We start from the raw sequence: 19182 nt of genomic DNA on the forward strand, positions 1-19182 counted from the left end.
GAGGTAATTATGAATTTATTATTTGTTTGCACAGGGAATACCTGTCGTAGTCCCATGGGAGAAGGAATTGCCCGTGCTGTAGGGCGTGAACTTGGAGTAGAGGTAGTGACCTTATCCACAGGGCTATTTTGTGTTCCTGGAGCTAAGGTGACCGACGAAGCTGTGGAGGCAGTTCGTGAATTAGTAGGCGAAGATATTAGTGCCCATAGTTCTCGCCCATTAAAAGTAGATTTTGTGAAAGCCGCAGATTATGTATTGGCAATGACAGAAGATCATAAAAAAATATTACTTCGCCAATTTCCTTTCGATAGTAAAAAAATTATGACTCTTGCTGAATTTGGTGGCGAAGTTGGGGATGTGGAAGACCCATTTGGACAATCTCAAGACATATATACTAAAACAGCGGAACAGATTGTACGGTATGTACAACAAGGACTTGCATTGCATAAATAAGAATGCTCCAATTGATTCATCAAATAGATTGGATACCATAGTATATAAAGAATACTATAATTGCTTGTATGTATACATCAACAATGCGGATATGTATCTACAATACAGGCGTATCATAGATATATATTAATAAGATACTATTTTATGAAGCTAGTTTTAAATAAAGGAGGACGAAATGAAAGTAGCAGTTGGTTGTGATCATGGTGGATTTCATTTAAAAGAAGCGATTAAAGGCTTACTAGAGAAACAAGGCATTGAGTACAAAGATTTTGGTACGTACTCCACAGATTCCATGGATTATCCAGATGTGGCAAAACCATTGGCAGAAGCAGTAGCAGCTGGTGAATTTGATCGTGGTATTTTGACATGTGGTACAGGTATCGGTATAGGTATTGCAGCGAATAAAGTAAAAGGGGTTCGTGCGGCATTATGTCATGATACATTCTCTGCTCATGCTAGTCGCGAACATAACAATGCTAATGTACTAACTATGGGTGAACGTGTTATCGGTCAAGGTTTGGCATTAGATATCGTGGATATTTGGTTGCATACTGAATTTGAAGGCGGTCGTCATGCAAAACGTGTGGATAAAATCTCCGCTATTGAAGAATAATAGAATAGAATAATATCGAACAAAGTAACGGCTAGTCCTAAAAATGGGCTAGCCGTTTTTATGTTCGATATAATTTTAAAATAAATATATTCGGAATCTTACAAATATAGAAATATTAGTCAATTTACTATACAATAGTATATGTAATATTACTATTAGATAGGAGACACTATGCATATTTTATTAACAAATGACGATGGCTTATGGGCCCCAGGTATACAAGGATTAGCACAGGAATTAGCAAAGCACCATCGAGTAACAATGGTGGCACCTAAGGTGGAGCAAAGTGCAAAATCTAGTGCGTTAACGGTACAAGTGCCGATTCGAGCAAAAGAGATGAGTGAAGAGGGTGACAACCCAAGAATGCTCTTTGTAGAGGGCACACCAGTAGACTGTGTGAAGTTTTCTTTATCTTATTTATTAAAAAATGATCGTCCTGATCTAGTTGTATCTGGTATCAACCATGGATTTAATTTGGGATCTGATGCAGTGTATTCAGGTACTGTCGGTGCCGCATTAGAAGGATTGATGTACGGCATTCCATCCTTGGCGCTATCTTTAGAGAAATATAGCGTGAAACGGATGGAAGAAATACTTCCTTTCATTATTGATTTTCTCAAAGTCATGTACGAAGAGGGACAATACCAAGGGTTATTGAATGTTAACTTCTTAAAAGAAGGTCCTGTGGGTTGGGAACAAGTGAAGGTATTCCATCAAGGCTTTCAAGAGTATACGAATGTCATTGATGTGCGCCAAGATGCTAAGGGTAGAGAGTACTATTGGATTGTAGGGGACCAAGGATTCCATAAGGAAGATAAACCAACCGATGTGGGACATATCAAAGAAGGATATATATCTGTGGTGCCTTTGACGTGGAAACAAGAAGATACGGCTCAAATTCCTGTGGTGGAACAGTTAATTGCATATAAATAGCGTGCAGTCATTAAAGCCTTACAACCCTGTGGAGGGAGTATTAACTTTTGGATATATTTATTATAGTATAGTTATAAATCTTTGATGTATCTAATAATATACAAACGATCTATCTATCATGATATATGATAGGATAGGTCGTTTCTTTTTATTGTAAACTCATAGTGATTATATTGGAGTTGACAATGAAAAATAATAGTGTTTTAATACTACTTGAAAGACATTTTTTATCATCTTATGTTGTGGCTCAAGGGAGGGTCCTATCATGAAAGAAGAATCAAATGTAGCAGGTACGATGAGTGCAAGGCAAATCACGATGACCGCATTATTTGTGGCGTTGGTAGCAGTAGGAGCATTTATTAAGATTCCTATTCCGTATTTGCCATTTACGTTGCAGTTATTGTTTACTACACTAGCAGGCTTAATTTTAGGTAGTCGACTTGGCGGAATGAGTGTGGTCATGTATTTAATTCTTGGGCTGGTAGGAGTTCCAATTTTTACAGAAGGTGGCGGACTTATGTATGTTGTAAAACCTACATTTGGCTATCTTCTAGGTTTTGCTATTGGTGCTTTTGTGGCGGGGCGCATGGTAGAAACTTCAGTGATATTAACATTTAAACGATTATTAGCAGCTTCGTTTGTAAACCTAGCGATTGTCTATGGTGTAGGGATGATTTATTTATATGAAATAAAGGATTTATATTTAGAAAAACCAATTGGATTAGATGTATTATTTATCTACTGTTTTGCATTACCAGTGATACCAGATATTTTCCTCTGTATATTGGCGGCAGTGATTGCAAAACGATTACTTCCGATTTTAAAACGAGAGTATACAGAACAGATGTGACATAAGGTGCATATACAGGTTGGTATGCACCTTATGTTGATAATTGTGAAAGTCACCGCAGGTGATGAACACCGTAGGAAAGGATAAAATCATGACAATAACTCAAAGCCCAAAAGGTTTATATATATTAGGAACAGGAACAGATGTAGGTAAAACATATATCACTGCTCTATGGCTTAAAAAACTTCATGAAGCTGGCCATGATGTGGCATATTATAAAGCAGCGGTTAGCGGTGCCCCTAGCATTTCTGAAAGCGATGCAGGCTATGTAAAACAAGTGGCAGGACTTTCACAGGATGATGAAACGTTACTGTCCTATGTATTTGGTGAGGCGGTATCTCCCCATTTAGCGGCTCGTCATGAAGGAAAAGTGATTGACAGAAGTGTGGTGACCCAAAATTTCTGTAACGTCGCTAGATCACATGCCTATACAACTGTAGAAGGTAGTGGTGGCATTATTTGTCCTCTATATGTAACAGATACAGAGCTATATATGCTAGAAGATGTAGTAAAAGATTTAGGCTTGCCAACTATTGTGGTGGCTACTGCTGCACTGGGCACAATTAATAGCACTGTATTAACAATCCATTATTTGCAATCCAAAGGTATACCTGTAAAAGGAATTATTGTGAATCAATATACAGGAAACACAATGGAAGAAGATAATTGTGTGATGATAGAACGATTGACAGGGGTTTCTGTGTTAGATAGAGTAGGACCTGGTGCGACATCATTGCATATGGATGTGAAAACTATGTTAGATTGCTATGATCATATAGTGAATCCCCATGCATAACTAAGTATTTGGGATGTTTTATTTACATAGCTTTATCATGTTAATATTACAACATAGGCACACTGACTTTACTGGTGTTTAAGTATATTAAATTAATCATTAGCATTTGTACGAGAGGTATAGGTATACACATGAAAGATTGGGCAAAAAAGGATTTAGAATTAATTTGGCATCCATGTTCTCAAATGAAAGATTATGAAACATTGCCACCTATTGTGATCGACCATGCAAAAGGTTGTTATTTATATGATGTAGAGGGAAAAGAATACATAGATATCATAAGTTCTTGGTGGTGTAATTTATTGGGTCATTGTCATCCAAAAGTAAACGAGGCTATTAAAAGCCAATTAGATACATTGGAGCATGTTATTTTTGCTAACTTTAGTCATCGCCCTGCCATTACGCTGGTGGAACGATTGAAAGAAGTAGTGCCAGAAGGATTAACACGCTTTCACTTTAGTGATAATGGGTCTGGTGCTGTTGAATGTGCCTTAAAAATGGCGTTTCAATATCACTATCAAACAGGTCATCCAGAACGTCAAAAATTCTTATGTCTTAGTGAAAGTTACCATGGTGAAACTATTGGTGCTTTATCTGTAGGCAGTATGGATCTATTTGCAGAAATTTACAAACCAATGTTGATGGATCAAACAATCCATACACAAGGACCAGACTGTTATCGTTGCCCTTATGATAAAACTCGTGAGACTTGTTCCTGTGAATGTTTTGAGCATATGGAAAAAGATTTTGCAGAACATGGTTCCACATTAGCAGCTGTTATCGTCGAACCATTGATTCAAGGTTGTGCAGGTATGAAAATGTATCCGCCAGAATACCTACGTAAACTACGTGAGTTGTGCGACCGTTATGGAGTGTTACTGATTGCTGATGAAATTGCTACAGGATTTGGTCGTACAGGCAAGTTATTTGCCTTTGACCATGCAGGAGTTTCTCCAGATATTATGACTGTCTCCAAAGCATTGACTGGTGGCTATATGCCGATGTCAATTACAGTAGTAGCTGAAAAAATTTATCAGGCCTTCTACGATGATTACCATACGATGAAAGCGTTCATGCATAGTCATACCTATAGTGGTAATCCATTGGGCTGTGCCGCAGCATTGGCAGTACTAGATACGTTGCGAGATGAACATATTTTGGAACAAGCTGAGGAAATGGGTAACTATTTACATGATGCTTTAGTGAAAGCCTTAGGTAATCATCCCAATGTAGGAGAAATCCGTCGTATGGGATTAATAAATGCCATCGAACTTGTTACCAATAAAGAAACAAAAGAAGGATTTGATGGCTCCTTGCGCATGGGCTATCAGATTTATAAAAAAGCATTGGATAGAGGTCTATTATTACGTCCATTAGGAAATGTTATCTATTTCAATCCACCTTTAACCATTGATAAAGAGATCATAGATATCGCCATCGAACGAACAGTACAAGCTATGGCAGATGTATTGGGATAAGCTTAAATCATTAAATATAACTCGTTAAACGATCATCTTTATGCTATAATTTAGATAGAAAAAGGAGTGTGAATCCTATGTCTATCAAGCCTTTTGAAGATCTTACGATACAAGATAATTTTATCTTTCAGAAAGTGATGCGTAATAAACGCATTTGCAAGCAAACGATAGAAAGACTTTTGGATATTGATATTAAGGATATTGAATATCTGGAAGAAGAGAAGACTATTGATGTTCGCTTAGATAGTAAGAGTGTGCGACTAGATGTATTTGTCAATGATGATGAAGGAACTATCTTTAACATTGAAATGCAGACTAGCAAAGATATGAAGGAGCTTGTCAAAAGGGCTCGTTATTATCAAAGTGCGATAGATATTGATAGTTTAGAAAAGGGACAGCACTATTCAGAACTAAACGATGTATACGTTATTTTTATATGTACATTTGAGGTATATCCAGATAAGCTTCATAAGTATGACTTTAAAAATGTATGCTTGCAGAATACGTGTAGACACTTGAATGATGGAACTCATAAGATTTTCTTGAGTACTAAGGGTGAATTGGATGATATCTCTAAACCCTTAAAATATTTTTTAGATTATATAGATGGAAAAGAACCTGAAGATAGTCTGATGTGTGAGATTGATAGTGAAGTTCATACGATAAAACAATGTGATGAATGGAGGCGAGATTATATGACGTTAGCATTTGAAATGGATCGAAAATTAAAAGAGGGAATTGAAATAGGACGAGAAGAAGGTAGAGAAGAAGGCCGAACTGAAGGTAAGGTAGAAGCTGTTATTGGAATGCTTAAAGAGAAATTGTCCGTAGAGATGATTTCTCGTATTACAAAATTAACAGTAGAACAAATTACTGAAATTGGCAAAATGAATGCATTGTTATAGAAGTGCTATAGATAATGAATTAGAATGATAAAAAGGCTGTAAGCAAACGGTTTGAATGCTTACAGCCTTTTCTATATTCTGATTATGTTGTTAGGAATCAGTAGCTCTATTAGATTACAAAGAGCCTTCTATCTTGCATGTAAGATATTCTAAACTAGTTGTTTTCTATATACCCCTCAGGTGCTTTCGGTTCTACCACAATGTCGTTGTGCGTATTAAAAATAACATACCCCAAAGGAGATCCAGGTGGCTTTTTAATGTGCTTCACTAAGGTGTAGTCCACGGTTACCTTTGATGTATCTTTTCCTTTGCTAAAGTACGCAGCGATTTGCGCAGCGGCTTCAATCATTTTAATATCTGGCTCAACGTTAGACCGTAAGATAACGTGAGATCCTTGTATATGCTGTGTATGTAACCATAGGTCATTAGGTTTTGCCCAGCGGTTGGTGAGGTATTCATTTTGCTGGTTATTTTGTCCTACATATACGTCACCATTAGGAATAGTAAAGTGCAAGAAATTATCTTTTTTAATCTTGAAAGGAATCGGCTTTTTAGATTGACGCAAAATGCCTGCACTTTCACATTCGCTGCGAATTTCTTGAACAGATTGCTTGGTCGTAGCCAAAGATAAACTGTATTGAATGGATTCCAAATACGAAAGGCGCATGGTGCTTTGTTCTAGTTGGTATTGACCATTTTTCATGCGATTTTTCATCTTACGATATAGTTTATAATAGGCCTGGGCATTTTCTGTAATGGATAATGGAGGATCCAATGGGATTGTAATATCTTCAGTCGAGTCAGATAAAACATTTTGCACCGTCACTTCCGACTCATAGTGATGAGGCAAGTAGCTATAAATCATGAGCAAATCCCCATAGGATTTATACATATCCGCTTTGGATGTGTCGTCTAGTTCAGCTTTAATTTTTTCGTGACGACCTTCCTCTTTTTTGATAGCGGCGGAAATAATTTTTTCTAACTCTTTTCCTGCCGTATGTATGGCTCCTAACTTTGCCACGTCCTGTGAAAGGGCCTCAGAAATTGTTGGATACTGGGTAGTATCAACAATGGTGTGGGGAGAACTTTCACAGAGTGGGATAGGCGTTAACAAACGTTTACCAGTAGCCGTGGTGTATTGCAATAATCCTTGTGCCCTAAGAAGTTGGGATTGCAAATTAGTAAGTCCTTCGGTGATACTGTTGATGAGCTCTGATGCCATTGGTGTCGTAGGAGTTAGCCCCATACGATAACATAGATCATCTAATAAAACTGGACCAAAGCCATTGAAGATATGACGAATGGTATTGGCTACTGTTTCTTGTGAAAAGGATTGGAGTAATTGTGTGATCTCAGGACCGGAGAACTGCATAAGATCCACACGAGATGTATTAGGAGGTAATTCATAGGGTAATTTAGGCGCCACAGAACGTACACGGTTCATAAGTGGTGTCACATGAACAAGGGATTCTAAAATGGTGCCATCTTGCACGAAAATGCAGTTGGAATATTTGCCCATTAGTTCTACATAGATTTCATTTACAACGATGGAACCATCTAAGCCTAATTTGTCAGCGGTGATACGGATGATACGGTCCCCGTGTAGTTGCTCAATATTTGTGATACGAGCTCCTTCAATGTGTTTCCGTAAATACATAATAAGTGAGGTGGGCTCCTTTGGGGCATCCACTATCGTATCTGTAACATAGATGGACGGAGCACTGCCTACGGTAATCACCAAGTAGGGACTTGTGGTAGGTGTATTAATTTTTAAAAGTATACTTGTTTTATCGATCTGCTGAATACGTTGAATCTGACCGTTTCCGACTTGCTCGTTCAGTTCTCGTATCAATACAGATAATGTTAAACCATCTAAATTCATGGGAATCCTTTCGTTATAGGTGTATTGTATTGCTATATCTGAAAGTGTAATATATCAGTGAAATCATACTCCGATACTATACAAAACTATACAAAAGACATAGCTATGTATTTATAAGATTAAAAAAATAATTGACATTACATGGTATCTTACTAGGGATACAATGCGCATGTACTATTTATTAAGAAGGGGATAAATTTTAAAAACCATCCCTATACTAGTATACACTAATCTAGAACTAGTAGATATAGGTATGTTTTGAATTAAAGGTATGACAGCCAAAATATAGCTGAATAGAGACATCGTTAAACTTGATGTTGCATTGAGAGCGATATATAAGAGAAGGATAATGCATATTTGGATTAGCAGTGAAATAAAATTTCTAACTATATTAACGTTATGGTCGATATAGATTAGAGCAAATAAAACGTTTTATTTTTAGTCTTACCGTGCTATACTGAAAGATAAGAAATAGAACGGAAACGCGAGGTAAATCCATGAACAGTATGACAGGCTTTGGTCGCGGCATAGTGACTACAGAAACAGGAAGTTTTCAAGTAGAGATAAAAACGGTAAACACAAGATATTGTGATATTACAATTAAAAGTCCTAAACAATTTAATATCTTTGAAGAAAAAGTACGACGGTTAATTCAATCTGCTTTTCAACGTGGTAAGGTAGAGGTGTCTATTTTATACAAAGAGTCCGGCGAACAAAAGAAAGAATTATTTATGAACCGAGCCTTATGTGGACAGATTAAACAATTTTTGGTAGAAGAAGGATTCTATGCAGATGTGAAAGAGGTTCCTCTATCGGCGATTATGTCCATTTCTTCGGAGTGGATCTCTGTTGAAGAACCACCTACTGATGAAGAGGCGATAGGACGAGCTTTAGAAGAGGCAACAAAATTGGCCATTGATGGTGTTCTTGCGATGCGTGCCAAAGAAGGCGTTGCGATGAAAGAAGATATTACGAAACGCCTACAAGGGATTGAAACATTATTCGCTTACATGGAAAGTCGAAGGGATGTGGCCTTAGCGCACCATGAAGAGCGATTATTGCAACGAATCCAAACTATGCTAGATAAAGTGGGCGTAGACTTTCAAGAAGAACGATTTATGCAAGAGGTGGCTATACTTTCAGATAAAGTAGATATTTCAGAAGAGATTGCCCGATTTGCCTCACATGTGGTACAATTAAAGGAAATCCTTGAGGAAGAAGGGCCTATTGGACGCAAGTTAGATTTCTTGTTACAGGAAATGAACCGTGAGGTCAATACCATGGGATCTAAGGGGAATGAAATTACAATTGTAGATACAGTTGTACAATTGAAAGTAGAGTTAGAAAAAGTAAGAGAGCAAATTCAGAATATAGAATAATATGTAAGTAGTATTGGAGTTATCATGTCTGATAAAGGAATATTAATCGTCATTTCAGGACCATCTGGGGCAGGAAAAGGCACGATTTGTGCAGAACTCCGCAAACAAATGCCAAACTTGGTCTATTCTGTATCAATGACCACACGTCAACCACGAGTGGGTGAAGAAGAGGGTATTAGCTATTTCTTCCGAGATGTAGAGACGTTTGAAAAGTTAATCAAAGAAGATGCATTCTTAGAATATGCAAAAGTGTACGATAATTACTATGGTACACCGAAAGAGCACGTCATGAACTTATTAGAAGAAGGTAAGAGCGTGATTTTGGAGATTGATATTCAAGGCGCTATGAAGGTAAAAGAATCCTACAGCGATGCTGTCTTTATCTACGTTGTGCCACCATCCTTAGATGTGTTAACATCTCGTCTGCATGGTCGTGGTACGGATGATAAAGAAGTGATTCATAAACGTTTATCTTTAGCTTGTTCAGAATTAGCATTAGCACATCGTTACGACTACATAGTGGTGAATGATGATTTGGAAGATGCCATTGAACGAACAGCATCTATCTTGCGGGCTGAAACATGTAAGATTAGTCGCAACAAAGAAAAGATTCAATACATTTATAAACGTTATAGCAATGAGCAAGGACAGCAATAATATAGTAAGTAGACAAAGGAGACTTTCATTATGATGGTAGAACCGCATTTAAAAGATTTGGAAAAACAAGTGGATAGTAAATACACGTTGGTAACATTAGCAGCTAAGCGTGCTCGTGAATTGACAGATGGAGATCCATCCCTTGTAGGTGAAGTAGGAACAGAAAATCCTGTATCTATTGCTTTATATGAAATCGCTGCAGAACAAGTAGGGTTTGAACGCACAAAAGATGGCGTAAAATAATTTGATATAACGATACTAGATACCTAATGAATAGAGGAATTAAAACTGTATTCATTAGGTATTTTTTTAACGTATACCACATTCCTAAAAACTATAATAAAACGTACTCTAAAGGTAGAAAATATAAGGGAAGTAGGGTATAATTAAACTGTTCATGTAAATAATTATTGGAGGTTTATATGGCTAAAGATTGTTCATTTGACGTTGTATCCGAAGTGGATATGCAAGAAGTAGATAATGCAGTAAATCAAGCGAAAAAAGAAATCGGCACACGCTATGATTTCCGTAATAGTAAAGCAGATATAGAACATGATGGTGATACCATTAAAATTCATTGTGATGATGAATACAAATTAGGTGCTATCATCGATGTGCTAAAAGGTAAAATGGTAAAACGTAATGTTGCTATTAAAAACTTAGAATATGGTAAAATTGAACCAGCATCCGGCGGTACTGTACGTCAAGTTGTGACCATTAAGAATGGTATCTCTAAAGAGGTGGCTAAAGATGTTGTCAAATTAATTAAAAATATGAAATTAAAAGTGACGGCTCAAATTATGGAAGACCAAGTACGTGTAGCAGGTAAAGATAAAGATCAATTACAAGCAGTGATTACCATGCTTCGTGAGCAAGACTTGCCTGTAGAATTACAATTTGTGAATTTCCGTTCTTAATCAAATAGAGGAGCATCACCCAATAGATGCTCCTATTTTATCATGTGAGGGACTATGAACGTTGAAGATATGCGTGGTGGATACACCACTGGTTCCTGTGCAACAGCAGGGGTGAAAGCTGGACTCTTAGCCCTAATCGAAGAAGAAATAGTTGATCAAGTTTCTATACGAAACCCTCAAGATGCTTTCATTACTGTGCCTATTGCGAAGGTAGAAGTAATATCGCCTACTGAGGCTATGGTAACCGTTGTGAAAGATGGTGGGGATGACCCAGATGTAACACATGGTACAGATATTGTGACCACGGTGACATTAAATCAATCGGGAAATATTACGTATGATGCAGGATTTGGAGTGGGTATAGTGACTAAGCCGGGCCTAGCCTTACCTGTAGGAGAACCTGCTATCAATCCGGGCCCTAGAACGATGATTTCCTATGTATTCGAGGAATTAGTACCTAAGGGCATGGGCATTCATGTGAAAGTATCCGTACCAGCGGGGGAGACATTAGCTAGAAAGACATTAAATGGCACTCTTGGTATAGAAGGTGGTATTTCCATCATTGGTACAACAGGTATTGTAAAACCAATGAGTGAAGAAGGGTTCAAAAACTCTTTAGTACCGCAATTGCGTGTCATGAAAGAAGCAGGCTATACAACAGCTATCTTAGTGCCGGGGCGTATTGGTCAAGAAATTGCAAAAGAACAACTTGGGATTTCTATCAATCAAATGGCAGAAACAAGTAATTTTATCGGTTTTATGTTAGAACAATGTGTCAAAATTGGATTCAAAAATATCCTCATCATTGGTCATATCGGTAAAATTATTAAATTGGCTAGCGGTAGCTTTCATACCCATAATCGCATGAGTGATGGACGTATGGAAACGATCGTGGCCTATGCAGCCTTAGAAGGGGCATCTCGAGAAGTTTGTGAAGAGTTGATGGAGTGCCGAACTACAGAAGCAGCTATGCCAATTATTGAACGGGAGCACCTAGAGGGCATTTATCAGCGCGTTGCGGAGCGGGCGTCCTTGCGCTCTATGCGCTATATTGCGCAAGATGCAAAGGTTGGTATTATCATATCTACCTTAGATGGCACTATATTGGCCATCGATGAGGTAGCGAAGGAAATAGGAGAAGAAGAATCATGGCACATACCTTGTATGTCGTAGGTATTGGCCCTGGGAATCCAGAGTATGTAGTACCTAGAGGATTACATCTAATCAAACAGGCTAAAGTTCTGGTAGGAAGTGAGCGAGCATTAGAAGATTTTGCTCAGCCAGGTCAGAAAACCTTTCCTATTGCTAAATTAGCACCTATGGCAGAGTGGATGGGACAACAACTGCAATCTAATGACATTGTAGTCTTAGTCAGCGGTGATACAGGATATTATTCTTTATTGCCGTATTTAAAAACTAAGTTTCCTAACAATCCTATTGATGTGACACCGGGTATAAGTTCTATGACATTTGCCTTTGCTAGACTTGGAGAAGTATGGCACAATGCAGATTTAATGAGCTTTCACGGTCGTCGACCAGAGGAAAAAGATTTGTATTATGCAGAAGGACGTAAGTTGGGTTTCTTAACGGATCCCGAACAAAATCCTGCGTATATTGCAAGATATTTAATCGAAGAGCATGGTTGGCCGAAGGATACAAAAGCGGCAGCCTGTGAACGATTGAGTTATGAAGATGAGCGTATTGAACGCGGTACATTAGAAGAATTACAGAAATTGGAGGGCTTTGGGCACTCCGTAATGGTGGTATTAGGATGAGACATTTTTTTGGAATTGAAGACGAGGAATTTATTCGTGGCGATGTGCCCATGACGAAAAAAGAAATTCGTATGGTAGTTATGAATGCAGCTCGTGTAGAAGAAGATAGCGTGGTTCTTGATGTGGGAGCTGGTACTGGTTCCATTTCGATTGAGGCTGCCATAGCTGCTCCGAAAGGACATGTGTATGCTATTGAACGCTTTGAGAAAGCAACAGACTTAATTCGTCAAAATCAAGAAAAATTTGGCGTAAAAAACTTAACAATTATTGAAGCCAAAGCGCCAGAAGGTATGGAAGATTTACCAGAATTAGACGCTGTTATCATCGGTGGTAGCGCTGGTGGTATGGGGACGATTATGGACGAAGCCACACGGTTGTTAAAAGTGGGCGGTCGTCTTGTAGTAACTGCTGTGACTATGGAAACAGGATATACCATTTTAAAAGAACTAAAAGGTAGACCGTATACTTATGAAGGGTTTCAAATGCAAGTGAGCCGTTTCAGAAAGGCTGGCCCGTACCATTTGTTAAACCCATTGAGCCCTATTTTTATCGTAACTGCAGTGAAACAGGAGGCATAATATGGCACAAGTACATATCGTGGGCGCAGGCCCTGGCGATCCAGAATTAATTACCCGTAAGGGGTATCGATTGGTACAAGAAGCAGATGTAGTAATTTACGCTGGTTCCTTGGTGAATCCAGCGATTTTAGAAGCTTGTAAAGAAGGCTGTGAAATACATAATTCTGCCTCTATGAGCTTAGATGATGTATTAGCAGTCACAAAAGCTAGTGTAGCAGAAGGTAAAACGGTAGTGCGTTTACATACTGGTGACCCTGCTATCTACGGAGCTATCCAAGAACAGATGGATGCCTTAAAAGAAATGGGAATTACCTACGATGTAACACCAGGGGTAAGCTCCTTCTTAGCTACGGCAGCAGCCTTGCGACAAGAGTACACATTGCCAAATGTAACCCAAACTGTCATCATCACTCGCATGGAAGGCAGAACACCTATGCCGGAGAAAGAAAAATTATCTATGTTGGCTAGCCATGGTGCGACTATGTGTATTTTCTTGTCTGTCCAAATGATTGATAAAGTGGCAGCAGAATTAATCGAAGGTGGCTATGATAAAACAACACCTGTGGCTATCGTTGTGAAAGCATCTTGGCCAGATCAACGCATCATTCGCGGTACTTTAGAAACCATTGCTGATGTGGTGGCAGAAGAAGGTGTTATTCGCCAAGCTATGATAGTGGTAAGCCGTGTGTTAGATACAGATTATGAACTATCTAAACTCTATGATAAAGGTTTTGCCCATATGTATCGAGATGCTAAGTAATGAAGATTGCTATCGTATCTGTTACAAAACGTGGGGCTAAACTAGGCCAACAAGTACGTAGTGCCTATGCGCATGATCATGTGGTAGATTGTTATGAAAAGGAAGACCGTGAAAGTGGAGACACTGCCATATCCTTTTCTTCCTTGAAAGCACATATTGAAAACTTGTGGAAAGACTATGACCGCATCTTATTTATCATGGCTACAGGCATTGTAGTACGTATGATTGCACCTTTCATAAAGCATAAATCGGAAGATCCAGCCATATTAGTGATGGATGAAGGTGGTCACTTTGTGATTAGCCTCTTATCTGGACACCTAGGTGGTGCTAATGAATGGACTAGTGAGGTGGCAATGATTACCGGTGCTACTCCGGTGATTACGACAGCTACAGACGTGAATCAGTTGCCTGCACCAGATGTATTGGCCCGAAAAATTGGTGCTAAGGTAGAAGACTTCTCTATGCTTATTAAGGTGAATGCAGCTATCGTCAATGGTGATGCTGTTAAATATTATTTGGATAGCACCTTGGCAGATGACTTTGAAAGGGCTGTACAAGCACATCAAGTGGACTATGCACTCTTTCACCCAGAGGAACCATTCCCATGGGGGGATGAGCCAAAGATTGTGATTACAGATAGAACCATTGATTGTATAGGTGTCACACTGGTGCTGCGACCACCGACTATGACGGTAGGTATCGGATGCCGTCGTGATACACCGAAAGAATTGATACTTTCAGCTGTATCAGAATCATTGCAAAATGTAGGACGATCCCCATTAAGCGTCAAAGGAGCGGCCTCAGTCATCGTAAAAGCTGATGAAATAGGATTATTGGAAGCCATGGAAACACTAAAATGGCCTATCCAATTTTATACACAAGAAGAAATGGCCCCTTGTATTGAAGAGGCACAGATTATTGAATCAAATTTTGTTAAACAAACTATAGGAGTAGGAAACGTATGCGAAACGACAGCACTATTACTAGCGCAGGGGCAGGAGCTACTGCAGCACAAAACCATATTTCCGAGAACAACCGTAGCCATTGCACGGGTTCATTACAAGTCATCGGAATCGGACCAGGTAACCCAGAATTCATGACACCAGAAGCACGTGAAGCCATTTTACAAGCAGATCGTGTGGTAGGTTACATTACCTATTTAGATTTGATTAAAGATTTGGTAGCAGACAAAGTGACTGTAGGAACAGGCATGATGCAAGAAGTGGATCGTTGCCAACAAGCAGTGGACTTGGCTGTAGAAGGTTATAGAGTGGTTGTGGTATCCAGTGGTGACCCTGGTGTATACGGTATGGCTGGTCTCGTGATTGAATTGGCTAATAAAGTGGCAGAAGAAAAACGCCCTTCTGTACATATCGTACCAGGTTTGAGTGCTGTGAACATGGCAGCAGCTGTGTTGGGAGCACCATTGATGCATGACTTCGCTGTTATCAGTTTAAGTGATTTAATGACACCATGGGATTTAATCAAAAAACGTGCCGCACTGTGTGCCGAAGGTGATATGGTTATCGCTTTATACAACCCACGCAGTAAAAAACGTATCACCCACTTAGATGAAGTTCGTGAACTAGTATTGCAACATCGTGACCCTAAAACACCAGTGGGTATCGTACAAAAAGCAGGCCGTGCAGGTCAACATATTATCATTTCTGATTTAGAACATTTCCACAAAGAAGAAATCGATATGCAAACATTAGTTATCATTGGTAATAGCCAAACATACGTGGAAAATGGTCAAATCATTACACCACGAGGATATAAACTGTGATTTGGGTTATAGCGGGCACATTAGACGGCCGTAACCTAGCAGTAGTAGTGCAAGAACATACAGGATTACCTGTGTTGGTGTCCGTAGTGAGCCAGTATGGGGCACAGTTGGCATCCCATCCAGGTATTGAAGTACACGAAGGGCGATTGAACCTTGAAGAGATGAAAGCTCTCATAAAAAATAAAGGCATTACCATGCTCGTCGATGCAAGTCATCCTTATGCAGCAATTGTGACGGCCACAGCTCGTGAGGCAGCAGCAGATTTGGAGATTCCTTTCATTCGTTTTGAACGGAAAGAAGTGCCATTGCCAGAGTATGATAAATTACATCATGTGAGTAATGAGGAAGAGGCAGCTACTTTAGCGGGTAAACTAGGTAAAGTGGTATATCTTACGACAGGTAGCAAAACTATGCATGTCTTCGCCAAGTCTGAAGCTCTACAAGATGCAGAAGTATGGACCCGTGTATTACCGACGGCGGAAGTGCTACAAATGATGGAAGATTTAGGGGTATCTCCTAAGCATACCATCGCTATGCAAGGACCATTTTCTTATAACATGAATAAGGTTATGTTCCAAGATACAAAAGCAGAGGTAGTAGTGATGAAAAACTCTGGCCTTGTAGGAGGTTCAGACACTAAGTTACAAGCTGCTATCGATTTAGATGTTCATGTCATTGTTATCGATCGCCCAACACCGGCGAAAGGGGCAGTGACAATTTCAACAGTAGAAGAATTTAAAACTATATGAGAGGATTACGATGGATTACATTAAAAACCCGAAAGCAATTGAAGATAAAAGTATGGAAATTATTTACCCATATGTGAAAGACATGGGATTTACTGAGGACGAAATTCGTGTAGTATCTCGTACCATTCATGCGTCTGGTGACGTAGAATATGCGAAATTATTCCGTACTAGTGAAGGTGCTGTAGCGGCAGGTATTGCAGCTGTTAACAATGGCGCTCATGTTTACACTGACGTGGAAATGGTGCGCACAGGGATTTCTAAACCAGCGTTGAAACTTCATAACAGTGAAGCACATTGCTTAATTCGTGACGAAAAAGTGGCTGAAATGGCAAAAGAATTAGGCGTGACACGCTCTATTGCTGCGATGCGTACATTCGGTAAAGAATTAGAAGGCCAAATCGTGGCGATCGGTAATGCACCAACTGCTTTATACGAAGTATTGCGCCTTGCCTTAGAAGAAGGTATTCGTCCTGCTTTGATTATCGGGATTCCAGTAGGCTTCGTAGGCGCTGCAGAATCTAAAGATTATTTAGCAGAAGTATCTCCAGTTCCTTATATTACAATTCAAGGTAACAAAGGTGGTAGCTCCATTGCTGCATCCGTTGTTAACGCATTGTTCTACACAGATGTAAAACGTAACGACATGTTATTTGTAGAAGGAAAAGAAAAGAAATAATGAATAGAACGAGTCAAACACGCAATGCATGGCGTATGTTTCTCGTTCTAGTGTTTGGGGCAGCAGCGATTGCTGCCCTAATCTTATCATTAGTATTTGGGTCCGCCCAGACTACATTGGCTCAAATTTGGCATACATTGTGGTCTCCCACTTTATCTGATACGAACTCACTAGTTATATGGAACATTCGCTTACCGAGAAATATAGTAGCGGCCCTAGTAGGCTCAAATCTAGCAGTAGCAGGTGCTATTTTACAAGCAGTTATGAAAAATCCATTAGCAGATCCGCAAATCGTAGGTGTTTCCTCAGGCGCAGGATTAGCTGGTGTGATTGTATTGATTCTATTTCCTTACCTAGAATATGCAGTGCCATTCATCGCCTTTATTGGCGCTTTGACGGCAGCCATTCTTGTGTATGCCCTAGCCTGGAAACAGGGCATACGACCAAGCCGTATTATCTTGGCAGGTGTGGCGGTAGCTGCATTCCTAGGGTCCATGATATCTGCCTTGCTTGTGTTCTACGGGGATCGCGTACAAGGGGCATTATTATGGATGGTGGGTGGTCTAGCCGCTCGTAGTTGGCCACAAGTATATGTCTTAATTCCGTATACCATAGGGGGCTTGTTATTTGCCTTCTTAGGGGCAAAACGATTGACCATACTCAGCTTAGGCGATGAAACAGCACGCAGTTTAGGCTTAGCCGTTGAAAAAACACGGTTTATGATGACTGCCGTGGCAGCATTACTAGCAGCCAGTGCCGTATCAGTAGCGGGCTTGATTGGCTTCGTAGGATTGATTATTCCGCACATTGCACGGATGATGTTGGGCACAGATTATCGATTCCTGTTACCGGGGTCTGCCTTCTTAGGAGCTTTTGTACTAGTCATTAGCGATACTGTGGGACGTACACTGTTTAGTCCTATTGAAATTCCAGTGGGTATCATCATGGCTTTCTTCGGTGCTCCATTCTTCTTGTATTTATTGAGGAGGGATGACTAATGAAACCAGTAATTTCTGTGAAAGATTGTCGTGTCTCCTTTGGTGAAAAAGAAGTCTTAAGGGGTATTGATTGGACGGTCTATGAAGGGGAAATCGCTACCTTAATCGGCCCTAATGGCTGTGGTAAAAGTACTTTATTACATGCCATTACTAGTGCTATTAAAAGTACTGGTACCATCCAAATTGCAGGGAAAGCAGCAACGGAGTATTCGAATAAAGAATTAGCTAGATATATGGCGTTCTTACCACAAGTACCATCTATCCCAAAAGATATGTTAGTAGAAGAACTCGTCAACTGTGGCCGATTCCCTTACCAATCTTGGTGGAAGCAACAAGGATCTCATGATAAAGAAGTAGTAGATGCTGCCTTAGAGGCCACACAAGTGAGTCATTTGCGTAATCAACTAGTATCTTCTTTGTCTGGTGGTGAACGGCAACGTGTATGGATTGCCATGGCATTGGCACAGGAGCCTAAGGTATTAATTTTAGATGAACCAACCACATATTTGGACATTAACCACCAATTGGAGATTATGGAGTTATTACAGGACTTAAATCGTCGTGAAGGGTTAACAGTTGTCATGGTTCTTCATGAATTGAACCAAGCAGCACAATATTCCCATCGGGTCGGTGTACTCTATCAAGGACAGATTTTGGCCGATGGATCACCAAAAGATGTGATGACTGAAGAATTATTAGAAAAAGTATTTGCTGTTAGAACAGACGTAGAAGTAGGGGAGTTTCCTTATATACGGATACAGGGATTGTTGTAGTACTTGAATAAAACTTAACAAGAGATCTATCATTTTGTGTATCGGCATAGTCATAACCATTGGCTATGCCGGTTTTTTGAGTTAGGATATGTACTGATGGTGTTAGTATATAAATCAATAATTGTATGATACAGTATTCGTGAATTAGTTACAATACAAAGCCTATTGACCTAGATATATCAACGGTTAATAGGCTTTTTTATTATATAGATTCCTTGACTTTT

General features: G+C 39.4%; 22 protein-coding genes. 21 read left to right on the plus strand and 1 reads right to left on the minus strand.

The features are described 5' to 3' along the window. The first annotated feature begins 9 nt into the window (after positions 1-9). From EO116_RS04805 to EO116_RS04835, 7 genes are all read left to right on the plus strand, one after another. Positions 10-453 carry a low molecular weight protein arginine phosphatase gene (locus EO116_RS04805; protein WP_127160873.1) on the plus strand — a complete coding sequence of 148 codons (444 nt, stop codon included), beginning with the start codon at positions 10-12 and terminating at the stop codon, positions 451-453. A gap of 175 nt (positions 454-628) precedes the next feature. Further along, complete coding sequence (rpiB, locus tag EO116_RS04810) at positions 629-1066, plus strand: ribose 5-phosphate isomerase B (RefSeq protein WP_127061067.1); 438 nt, start codon at positions 629-631, stop codon at positions 1064-1066. Between the two features lie 171 nt (positions 1067-1237). Beyond that, positions 1238-1999 carry a 5'/3'-nucleotidase SurE gene (gene surE / locus EO116_RS04815; RefSeq protein ID WP_127160874.1) on the plus strand — a complete coding sequence of 254 codons (762 nt, stop codon included), beginning with the start codon at positions 1238-1240 and terminating at the stop codon, positions 1997-1999. Positions 2000-2264: 265 nt separating this feature from the next. After that, the gene (locus tag EO116_RS04820; protein WP_127160875.1) at positions 2265-2849 is read left to right on the plus strand and encodes a biotin transporter BioY; all 585 of its coding nucleotides are present in this window, start codon (positions 2265-2267) and stop codon (positions 2847-2849) included. Positions 2850-2940: 91 nt separating this feature from the next. Next, positions 2941-3645, plus strand: coding sequence for a dethiobiotin synthase (gene bioD, locus EO116_RS04825; RefSeq protein ID WP_127160876.1), 705 nt, complete (start codon positions 2941-2943; stop codon positions 3643-3645). A gap of 131 nt (positions 3646-3776) precedes the next feature. Continuing rightward, a complete protein-coding gene (bioA, locus tag EO116_RS04830) occupies positions 3777-5123 on the plus strand; it encodes an adenosylmethionine--8-amino-7-oxononanoate transaminase (protein ID WP_127160877.1) in 1347 nt (448 codons plus the stop codon). Between the two features lie 77 nt (positions 5124-5200). Next, entirely contained in the window at positions 5201-6028 is an 828-nt protein-coding gene (locus tag EO116_RS04835) for an Rpn family recombination-promoting nuclease/putative transposase (RefSeq protein WP_127160878.1), read from the plus strand. 154 nt (positions 6029-6182) lie between these two features. Here EO116_RS04835 and EO116_RS04840 read toward each other — a convergent pair whose 3' ends face one another. Further along, positions 6183-7910, minus strand: coding sequence for an NFACT family protein (locus tag EO116_RS04840; protein WP_127160879.1), 1728 nt, complete (start codon positions 7908-7910; stop codon positions 6183-6185). Between the two features lie 497 nt (positions 7911-8407). Here EO116_RS04840 and EO116_RS04845 point away from each other — a divergent pair, with 497 nt between their 5' ends. The 14 genes from EO116_RS04845 to EO116_RS04910 all read left to right on the plus strand — a co-directional run bounded on the left by EO116_RS04845 (position 8408) and on the right by EO116_RS04910 (position 18958). Next, the gene (locus tag EO116_RS04845; RefSeq protein ID WP_127160880.1) at positions 8408-9289 is read left to right on the plus strand and encodes a YicC/YloC family endoribonuclease; all 882 of its coding nucleotides are present in this window, start codon (positions 8408-8410) and stop codon (positions 9287-9289) included. A gap of 24 nt (positions 9290-9313) precedes the next feature. Beyond that, the gene (gmk, locus tag EO116_RS04850) at positions 9314-9946 is read left to right on the plus strand and encodes a guanylate kinase (RefSeq protein ID WP_127061051.1); all 633 of its coding nucleotides are present in this window, start codon (positions 9314-9316) and stop codon (positions 9944-9946) included. Positions 9947-9976: 30 nt separating this feature from the next. Beyond that, the gene (gene rpoZ / locus EO116_RS04855; RefSeq protein WP_009354099.1) at positions 9977-10189 is read left to right on the plus strand and encodes a DNA-directed RNA polymerase subunit omega; all 213 of its coding nucleotides are present in this window, start codon (positions 9977-9979) and stop codon (positions 10187-10189) included. Between the two features lie 179 nt (positions 10190-10368). Beyond that, positions 10369-10863, plus strand: a complete 495-nt coding sequence (locus EO116_RS04860; protein WP_062402554.1) for a YajQ family cyclic di-GMP-binding protein — start codon at positions 10369-10371, stop codon at positions 10861-10863. A 54-nt stretch (positions 10864-10917) separates the two neighbouring features. Then, the gene (gene cbiD / locus EO116_RS04865; RefSeq protein ID WP_127160881.1) at positions 10918-12036 is read left to right on the plus strand and encodes a cobalt-precorrin-5B (C(1))-methyltransferase CbiD; all 1119 of its coding nucleotides are present in this window, start codon (positions 10918-10920) and stop codon (positions 12034-12036) included. Beyond that, a complete protein-coding gene (gene cbiE / locus EO116_RS04870; protein ID WP_127160882.1) occupies positions 12012-12638 on the plus strand; it encodes a precorrin-6y C5,15-methyltransferase (decarboxylating) subunit CbiE in 627 nt (208 codons plus the stop codon). Before cbiD ends, cbiE begins: the two co-directional genes overlap by 25 nt. Next, complete coding sequence (gene cbiT, locus EO116_RS04875) at positions 12635-13216, plus strand: precorrin-6Y C5,15-methyltransferase (decarboxylating) subunit CbiT (protein ID WP_062402561.1); 582 nt, start codon at positions 12635-12637, stop codon at positions 13214-13216. Before cbiE ends, cbiT begins: the two co-directional genes overlap by 4 nt. 1 nt (position 13217) lies before the next feature. Continuing rightward, entirely contained in the window at positions 13218-13976 is a 759-nt protein-coding gene (cobM, locus tag EO116_RS04880; RefSeq protein ID WP_127160883.1) for a precorrin-4 C(11)-methyltransferase, read from the plus strand. Beyond that, on the plus strand, positions 13976-15076 hold the full coding sequence (locus EO116_RS04885; RefSeq protein ID WP_240629134.1) for a cobalt-precorrin 5A hydrolase: 1101 nt from the start codon (positions 13976-13978) through the stop codon (positions 15074-15076). Before cobM ends, EO116_RS04885 begins: the two co-directional genes overlap by 1 nt. Then, positions 15073-15762, plus strand: coding sequence for a precorrin-3B C(17)-methyltransferase (gene cobJ / locus EO116_RS04890; protein ID WP_240629136.1), 690 nt, complete (start codon positions 15073-15075; stop codon positions 15760-15762). The genes EO116_RS04885 and cobJ overlap by 4 nt, the downstream gene beginning before the upstream one ends. Further along, positions 15759-16511 (plus strand): precorrin-6A reductase, encoded by a 753-nt coding sequence (cobK, locus tag EO116_RS04895; protein ID WP_127160885.1) that lies wholly within the window; start codon positions 15759-15761, stop codon positions 16509-16511. The genes cobJ and cobK overlap by 4 nt, the downstream gene beginning before the upstream one ends. Positions 16512-16521: 10 nt before the next feature. Beyond that, on the plus strand, positions 16522-17187 hold the full coding sequence (locus EO116_RS04900; RefSeq protein ID WP_009354093.1) for a precorrin-8X methylmutase: 666 nt from the start codon (positions 16522-16524) through the stop codon (positions 17185-17187). Between the two features lie 35 nt (positions 17188-17222). Then, positions 17223-18185, plus strand: coding sequence for a FecCD family ABC transporter permease (locus EO116_RS04905; protein WP_370447265.1), 963 nt, complete (start codon positions 17223-17225; stop codon positions 18183-18185). Beyond that, positions 18185-18958 (plus strand): ABC transporter ATP-binding protein, encoded by a 774-nt coding sequence (locus tag EO116_RS04910; protein WP_127160886.1) that lies wholly within the window; start codon positions 18185-18187, stop codon positions 18956-18958. Before EO116_RS04905 ends, EO116_RS04910 begins: the two co-directional genes overlap by 1 nt. The last annotated feature ends 224 nt before the right edge of the window (positions 18959-19182 follow it).

The organism is Veillonella sp. VA137 (genome assembly GCF_003992015.1).
Lineage (GTDB): Bacteria > Bacillota > Negativicutes > Veillonellales > Veillonellaceae > F0422.

Excerpts from the sequence above, each read along its gene's own strand:
- EO116_RS04840 (WP_127160879.1), bottom strand. The coding sequence starts at position 7,910 with ATGAATTTAGATGGTTTAACATTATCTGTATTGATACGAGAACTGAAC.
- rpiB (WP_127061067.1), top strand. The coding sequence starts at position 629 with ATGAAAGTAGCAGTTGGTTGTGATCATGGTGGATTTCATTTAAAAGAA.
- cobM (WP_127160883.1), top strand. The coding sequence starts at position 13,218 with ATGGCACAAGTACATATCGTGGGCGCAGGCCCTGGCGATCCAGAATTA.
- surE (WP_127160874.1), top strand. The coding sequence starts at position 1,238 with ATGCATATTTTATTAACAAATGACGATGGCTTATGGGCCCCAGGTATA.
- EO116_RS04905 (WP_370447265.1), top strand. The coding sequence starts at position 17,223 with ATGTTTCTCGTTCTAGTGTTTGGGGCAGCAGCGATTGCTGCCCTAATC.
- EO116_RS04885 (WP_240629134.1), top strand. The coding sequence starts at position 13,976 with ATGAAGATTGCTATCGTATCTGTTACAAAACGTGGGGCTAAACTAGGC.
- cbiT (WP_062402561.1), top strand. The coding sequence starts at position 12,635 with ATGAGACATTTTTTTGGAATTGAAGACGAGGAATTTATTCGTGGCGAT.
- bioD (WP_127160876.1), top strand. The coding sequence starts at position 2,941 with ATGACAATAACTCAAAGCCCAAAAGGTTTATATATATTAGGAACAGGA.
- EO116_RS04820 (WP_127160875.1), top strand. The coding sequence starts at position 2,265 with ATGAAAGAAGAATCAAATGTAGCAGGTACGATGAGTGCAAGGCAAATC.
- cbiE (WP_127160882.1), top strand. The coding sequence starts at position 12,012 with ATGGCACATACCTTGTATGTCGTAGGTATTGGCCCTGGGAATCCAGAG.
- EO116_RS04845 (WP_127160880.1), top strand. The coding sequence starts at position 8,408 with ATGAACAGTATGACAGGCTTTGGTCGCGGCATAGTGACTACAGAAACA.
- rpoZ (WP_009354099.1), top strand. The coding sequence starts at position 9,977 with ATGATGGTAGAACCGCATTTAAAAGATTTGGAAAAACAAGTGGATAGT.
- bioA (WP_127160877.1), top strand. The coding sequence starts at position 3,777 with ATGAAAGATTGGGCAAAAAAGGATTTAGAATTAATTTGGCATCCATGT.
- EO116_RS04835 (WP_127160878.1), top strand. The coding sequence starts at position 5,201 with ATGTCTATCAAGCCTTTTGAAGATCTTACGATACAAGATAATTTTATC.
- cbiD (WP_127160881.1), top strand. The coding sequence starts at position 10,918 with ATGAACGTTGAAGATATGCGTGGTGGATACACCACTGGTTCCTGTGCA.
- cobJ (WP_240629136.1), top strand. The coding sequence starts at position 15,073 with ATGACACCAGAAGCACGTGAAGCCATTTTACAAGCAGATCGTGTGGTA.
- EO116_RS04910 (WP_127160886.1), top strand. The coding sequence starts at position 18,185 with ATGAAACCAGTAATTTCTGTGAAAGATTGTCGTGTCTCCTTTGGTGAA.
- EO116_RS04860 (WP_062402554.1), top strand. The coding sequence starts at position 10,369 with ATGGCTAAAGATTGTTCATTTGACGTTGTATCCGAAGTGGATATGCAA.
- gmk (WP_127061051.1), top strand. The coding sequence starts at position 9,314 with ATGTCTGATAAAGGAATATTAATCGTCATTTCAGGACCATCTGGGGCA.
- EO116_RS04805 (WP_127160873.1), top strand. The coding sequence starts at position 10 with ATGAATTTATTATTTGTTTGCACAGGGAATACCTGTCGTAGTCCCATG.
- EO116_RS04900 (WP_009354093.1), top strand. The coding sequence starts at position 16,522 with ATGGATTACATTAAAAACCCGAAAGCAATTGAAGATAAAAGTATGGAA.